Raw genomic sequence first — 6000 nt, forward strand, 5'->3', positions numbered from 1 at the left:
CCTCCGCCGGGGGAGCGGGTAGCGTGGGAACGGACGGGCGTGGCCGCCGCGGTCCGCCCGGGGATGGGGAGCGACGATGGCGAGACTGAAGTCGGTGACGCGTTCGAACAAGCTCGGACCGGACGAGCGCGAGGCGGCGATCGCCCGCCTCAAGGAGAAGGAACTCGACGTCCTCGTGGTCGGCGGCGGCATCGTCGGCACGGGCGCGGCGCTCGATGCGGTCACCAGGGGGCTCTCGACCGGGCTCCTGGAGGCGCGGGACTGGGCGTCGGGCACCTCGAGCCGGTCCTCGAAGCTCGTGCACGGCGGCATCCGCTATCTCGAACAGCTCGACTTCCGCCTCGTTCGCGAGGCACTCATCGAACGCGGCCTGCTGCTGCAGCGCATCGCGCCGCACCTGGTCAAGCCCGTCCGGTTCCTCTACCCGCTGCAGAAGCGCGTCTTCGAGCGCATCTACATCGGGGCCGGCATGCTGCTCTACGACATCTTCAGCTACTCCGGCGGCCGCCCGCCCGGCGTGCCCCACCACCGGCACCTCTCGAAGCGCCAGGTGATGCGCGCGATCCCGTCGCTCTCGAACGACGCGCTCGTGGGCGGGCTCACGTACTACGACGCGCAGGTCGACGACGCACGGTACGTGGCATCCCTCGCCCGCACGGCGTCGTTCTACGGCGCGCACGTCGCGAGCCGCGTCAAGGTCGAGGGGTTCGTCAAGGTCGGCGAGCGCGTGGTCGGCGTGAAGGCCCACGACCTGCAGACCGACGAGCACTTCGAGATCCGCGCCAAGCAGGTCGTGAACGCGACGGGCGTGTGGACCGACGACACCCAGCGCATGGTGGGGGAGCGTGGAACCTTCAAGGTGCGCGCCTCGAAGGGCATCCACCTGGTGGTGCCGCGCGACCGCATCCAGTCGGCGATGGGCATGATCTTCCGCACCGAGAAGAGCGTCCTGTTCGTGATCCCGTGGGGTCGGCACTGGCTCATCGGCACGACCGACACCGACTGGAACCTCGACAAGGCGCACCCCGCCGCGACGGCGGCCGACATCGACTACCTGCTCGAGCACGTGAACTCGGTGATGGCGATCCCGCTCAGTCGCGAGGACGTGGAGGGCGTGTTCGCCGGGTTGCGGCCGCTGCTCGCGGGCGAGAGCGAGTCGACGTCGAAGCTGTCGCGCGAGCACGTCGTGGCGCACACCGTGCCGGGGCTCGTCGTCGTCGCGGGCGGCAAGTGGACCACGTACCGGGTCATGGCGAAGGACGCGATCGACGCTGCGGCCGACGCGCTCGACGGTCGCGTGCCGAAGTCGACCACGCAGGACATCCCGCTGCTCGGGGCCGAGGGCTACCAGGCGGCGTGGAACAAGCGCGGCAAGATCGCCCGCGCGTTCGGCGTGCACAAGGTGCGCATCGAGCACCTGCTGAACCGGTACGGCACGATGACCGACGAGCTGCTCGACCTGATCCGCGAGACGCCGGAACTCGGCGATCCGCTGCCCGGTGCTGATGACTACCTCGGCGCCGAGGTCGTGTACGCGGCCTCGCACGAGGGCGCGCTGCACCTGGACGACGTGCTCGCCCGGCGCACGCGCATCTCGATCGAGGCGTGGGACCGGGGTGTCTCGGCGGCGCCGGTGGCCGCGAGGCTCATGGCCGGGGTCCTCGGATGGGACGAGGAGCGCGAGGCGCTCGAGGTCGAGCGCTACCTGCAGCGCGTCGCGGCCGAGCGTGCGTCGCAGCAGCAGCCCGACGACGAGTCGGCCGACCGCGTGCGGCTCGAGGCGCCCGACATCGTGAAGGTCGACTGAGAAGCGCCCCCCGGCCCGACCGCCGACCCCTCGCAGGAGGCGCGCATCCCGCCCGGCTAGAATCTCGGGCGACATGCTCCGGATGATGCTGCGCCCCCGCTGGGTGCTCGCCCTGCTCGCTGCGCTCGGCATCGCAGCCGGCTTCGCGCTCCTCGCCCAATGGCAGGTCGACCGCGCCGTCGAGCAGGCCGCCGTGGTCGAGCGGCCCACCGAGGAGGTCCGCCCGTTCGGCGAGGTCGTGCAGCCCGACGGGCCGACCGAGCAGGCCGCGACCGGCCAGCGCGTGGCCGTTGTCGGCACGATCGTGCCCGGCGACACCGTGCTCGTGCAGGGCCGCCTGAACGAGGGCGTGGCCGGCTGGTGGGTGGTCGCCCACCTCGAGGTGACGGATGCCGCGCCCGGCGGGCTGCCCGTCGCGCTCGGCTGGGCGGCCGACGAGGAGGCGGCGCGCGACGCGCTCGCCGAGGTCGATCGCGCCGCGGCATCCGCCGGCGAAGTCGAGATCGTCGGTCGCTTCCTGCCGAGCGAGGCCCCCGTGGCGCCCGGCGAGGGCGAGGACCCGCAGGCGATGACGACCGTGGCCGTCGCCCACCTCATCAACGTCTGGGCCGACTACGACGACCGGCCGGTGTACTTCGGCTACGTCACCGCGGCCGACCCCGTCGCGGGCCTCGAGGCGATCCACTCGCCGCCGCCGCTGCAGGAATCGGAGCTGAACTGGCTCAACGTGTTCTACGCGGTCGAGTGGGTCGTGTTCGCCGGCTTCGCGGTCTTCCTCTGGTACCGGCTCGTGAAGGACGCCGTGCAGCGCGAGCGCGAGGAGGCCGAGCTGGCCGCGGAGGAGGCTGCCGATGCGGCGGCCGACGCCGCACCGGCCGATGCGACCCGCGACTGAGCGGTGTTCCGCCGTCGGCGAACTCCGGCACCGGCATCCGCCGACGGGGTGAGGATGCCGGTGTGGACGATCACGATGCGCCTCCGGGCGACGGCGCCGAACGGGCCGAGGACCCGCTCGACGCGTACTCGCGCGTCGTGACGCGGGTCGCGGGCGACCTGCTGCCGAGCATGGCGAGCCTGGCCGTGCGATCCTCGCGCGGCCAGGGCACCGGCAGCGCGAGCGTCGTCTCCGCCGACGGCGTGCTGCTCACCTCGGCCCACGTGGTCGCCGGCGCCGAGCGCGCCGAGGCGGCGTTCGGCGACGGCACCGCGGTGGAGGCCGACGTGATCGGGCGGGACCCGCTGTCCGACCTCGCGGTGCTGAGGGCCCGGGGTCCGGTTCCGGCGGCCGTTCCGTTCGGGGACGCGCGCGCGCTCCGCGTCGGACAGCTCGTCGTCGCGCTCGGCACGCCGCTCGGCCTCGCGGGCAGCGTCACGGCGGGCATCGTCTCGAACCTCGGGCGCTCGCTGCCGACGGCGGCCGGGCGCGTCGTCGACGAGGTCATCCAGACGGATGCCGCGCTGAACCCGGGCAACAGCGGCGGCGCGCTCGCCGACGGGTCCGGTCGGATGGTCGGCGTCAACACCGCCGTCGCGGGAGTCGGCCTCGGGCTCGCCGTGCCGATCAACCCGGCCACGCGCGAGATCATCGATGCGCTCGTCGCCCACGGCCGGGTCCGTCGCGCCTGGCTCGGCATCGCCGGCGCGCAGGTGCGCCTCGCACCGGAGCTGGCGGAGCGGGTCGGCTCGAAGACGGGCCTGCAGGTCACGAGCGTGGTCGACGGCAGCCCGGCGGAGGCCGCCGGGATCCGGCGGGGCGACATCGCCGTGAGCCTCGACGGCACCGGGATCGTGACGGCGACCTCCATCCAGCGGCTCATGGTCGAGGGCGCGATCGACCGCGAGGTCGAGATGACGCTGTGGCGTGGCGGTGCGCTCGTCGACGTCTTCGTGGTGCCGCGCGAGCTCGTCGGTTCGTAGGCCTCGAGTCGGCGCGTGCGACGCCGCAGCGCGGCATCCGTCACGGCCTTCGCCCAGCCGCACGCCCCGTAGACTGGACGCCATGCCCCTCGAGCCAAAACCGGCTGATTTCCCGCGCATCCGCGGGGCCCTGAAGTTCTACATGGTGGCCTCGGTCATCACGGGCGTCATGCTCCTCCTGCTCTGCACGGAGATGCTGCTGAAGTACGTCTGGCACCTCGAGCTGTTCGCGTTCGGCCCGAACGGGCCGCTGGCGTTCGAACCCGTCGCCGAGACGCCGCAGGGGCTCGAGTCGACCGGCACGGGCGTGAACCTCTCGACCGGCATCCTGATCGCGCACGGCTGGTTCTACGTCGTGTACCTGTTCAGCAACTTCCGGCTCTGGAGCCTCATGCGCTGGCCGTTCTGGCGCCTGCTGGTGCTCGCCTCCGGCGGCATCGTGCCCTTCCTCTCGTTCATCCTCGAAGCCCGCATCGGGCGCGAGGTCCGCGGGTACCTCGCGTCGCGCGAAGCGGATGCCGCGGCCGCCGCCGCGCGTCCGGGCGCTCCCGCGGCCACCGATTCCGACTCCGATTCCGAGCCCGTGGAGGCCGCCCAGTGAGCGAGACCCAGCAGCGACCCGTCCTCGTCGTGGACTTCGGCGCGCAGTACGCGCAGCTCATCGCGCGACGCGTACGCGAGGCATCCGTCTACTCCGAGATCGTGCCGCACACGATCACGGCCGAGGAGGTCCGCGCGAAGGACCCCGTCGGCATCGTGCTCTCGGGCGGGCCGTCGTCGGTGTACGAGCCGGGCGCGCCCTCGCTCGACCCGGGCATCCTCGAGCTCGGCGTGCCGACGCTCGGCATCTGCTACGGCTTCCAGGTCATGGCGCAGCAGCTCGGCGGCGAGGTGGCGCACACCGGCCACCGCGAGTACGGGTCGACCTCCGCGACCGTTCGCGTCGACGACCGCAACTCGCTGCTCGGCGGCCAGCCCGAGCACCAGACCGTGTGGATGAGCCACGGCGACTCGGTCGCAGTCGCGCCCGAGGGCTTCGACGTGCTCGCGTCGACCGCCACGACCCCCGTCGCGGCCTTCGCGAACGACGAGCAGGGCTTCTACGGCGTGCAGTGGCACCCCGAGGTCAAGCACTCGCCCTTCGGCCAGGCCGTCATCGAGAACTTCCTCCACCGCGCGGCCGGCATTCCGGCCGACTGGAACCCCGACAACGTCATCGCCGAGCAGGTCGAGCGCATCCGCACCCAGGTCGGCTCGGCCCGCGTCATCTCGGCGCTGTCGGGCGGCGTCGACTCGGCCGTCTCGACGGCGCTCGTGCACGAGGCCGTCGGCGACCAGCTCACCGCCGTGTTCGTCGATCACGGCCTCCTCCGCAAGGGCGAGCGCGAGCAGGTGCAGGAGGACTACGTCGCCGCGACGGGTGTGCACCTCGTGACCGTCGACGCGGCCGACACGTTCCTCGCCGCGCTCGAGGGCGTCACCGACCCCGAGGAGAAGCGCAAGATCATCGGGCGCGAGTTCATCCGCGCGTTCGAGCAGGCCGAGCGCGACCTCATCGCCGAGGCCGCGGCCCACGGCGAGACCGTGAAGTTCCTCGTGCAGGGCACGCTCTACCCCGACGTCGTCGAATCGGGCGGGGGCACCGGCACGGCGAACATCAAGAGCCACCACAACGTGGGCGGCCTCCCGGAGGACCTGCAGTTCGAGCTCGTCGAGCCGCTGCGCACCCTGTTCAAGGACGAGGTTCGCGCCATCGGCCGCGAGCTCGGCCTGCCCGAGGCGATCGTCGGCCGCCAGCCCTTCCCCGGGCCCGGCCTCGGCATCCGCATCGTCGGCGAGGTCACCCGCGACCGCCTCGAGGTGCTCCGCGAGGCCGACGCCATCGCGCGCGCCGAGCTCACCGCCGCGGGCCTCGACGGCGAGATCTGGCAATGCCCCGTGGTGCTCCTCGCCGACGTGCGCTCGGTCGGCGTGCAGGGCGATGGCCGCACCTACGGCCACCCCATCGTGCTGCGCCCGGTGTCGTCGGAGGACGCGATGACGGCCGACTGGACGCGCCTGCCCTACGAGGTGCTCGCCAAGATCTCGAACCGCATCACCAACGAGGTGCGCGAGGTCAACCGCGTCGTGCTCGACGTCACGTCGAAGCCGCCGGGGACCATCGAGTGGGAGTGAGGTCGCGCGAGCGCGCGACCTGATGCGGAGGGGGGGGGCCCCCCCGGGGGGGCCCCCCCCCCCCCCCGGGGGCCCCCCGGGGGGCGCGGGGGGCGGGGGGG

The 6000-nt window shown here is 72.8% G+C and carries 5 protein-coding genes; all 5 read left to right on the forward strand.

The window, feature by feature from the left end; translation table 11 throughout:
• Positions 1 to 76: 76 nt before the first annotated feature.
• Positions 77 to 1807: a glycerol-3-phosphate dehydrogenase/oxidase gene (locus ACSJD1_RS04655; RefSeq protein ID WP_438854145.1), complete on the forward strand. Its 1731-nt coding sequence runs from the start codon at positions 77 to 79 to the stop codon at positions 1805 to 1807.
• A 73-nt stretch (positions 1808 to 1880) separates the two neighbouring features.
• Entirely contained in the window at positions 1881 to 2702 is an 822-nt protein-coding gene (locus ACSJD1_RS04660) for an SURF1 family protein (protein ID WP_438854146.1), read from the forward strand.
• A gap of 62 nt (positions 2703 to 2764) precedes the next feature.
• Positions 2765 to 3724, forward strand: a complete 960-nt coding sequence (locus ACSJD1_RS04665; protein ID WP_438854147.1) for a S1C family serine protease — start codon at positions 2765 to 2767, stop codon at positions 3722 to 3724.
• A gap of 82 nt (positions 3725 to 3806) precedes the next feature.
• Entirely contained in the window at positions 3807 to 4325 is a 519-nt protein-coding gene (locus tag ACSJD1_RS04670; RefSeq protein ID WP_438854148.1) for a DUF3817 domain-containing protein, read from the forward strand.
• The gene (gene guaA / locus ACSJD1_RS04675) at positions 4322 to 5899 is read left to right on the forward strand and encodes a glutamine-hydrolyzing GMP synthase (protein ID WP_438854149.1); all 1578 of its coding nucleotides are present in this window, start codon (positions 4322 to 4324) and stop codon (positions 5897 to 5899) included. The genes ACSJD1_RS04670 and guaA overlap by 4 nt, the downstream gene beginning before the upstream one ends.
• The last annotated feature ends 101 nt before the right edge of the window (positions 5900 to 6000 follow it).

The organism is Agromyces excoecariae, assembly GCF_051715505.1.
Classification (GTDB): domain Bacteria; phylum Actinomycetota; class Actinomycetes; order Actinomycetales; family Microbacteriaceae; genus Agromyces.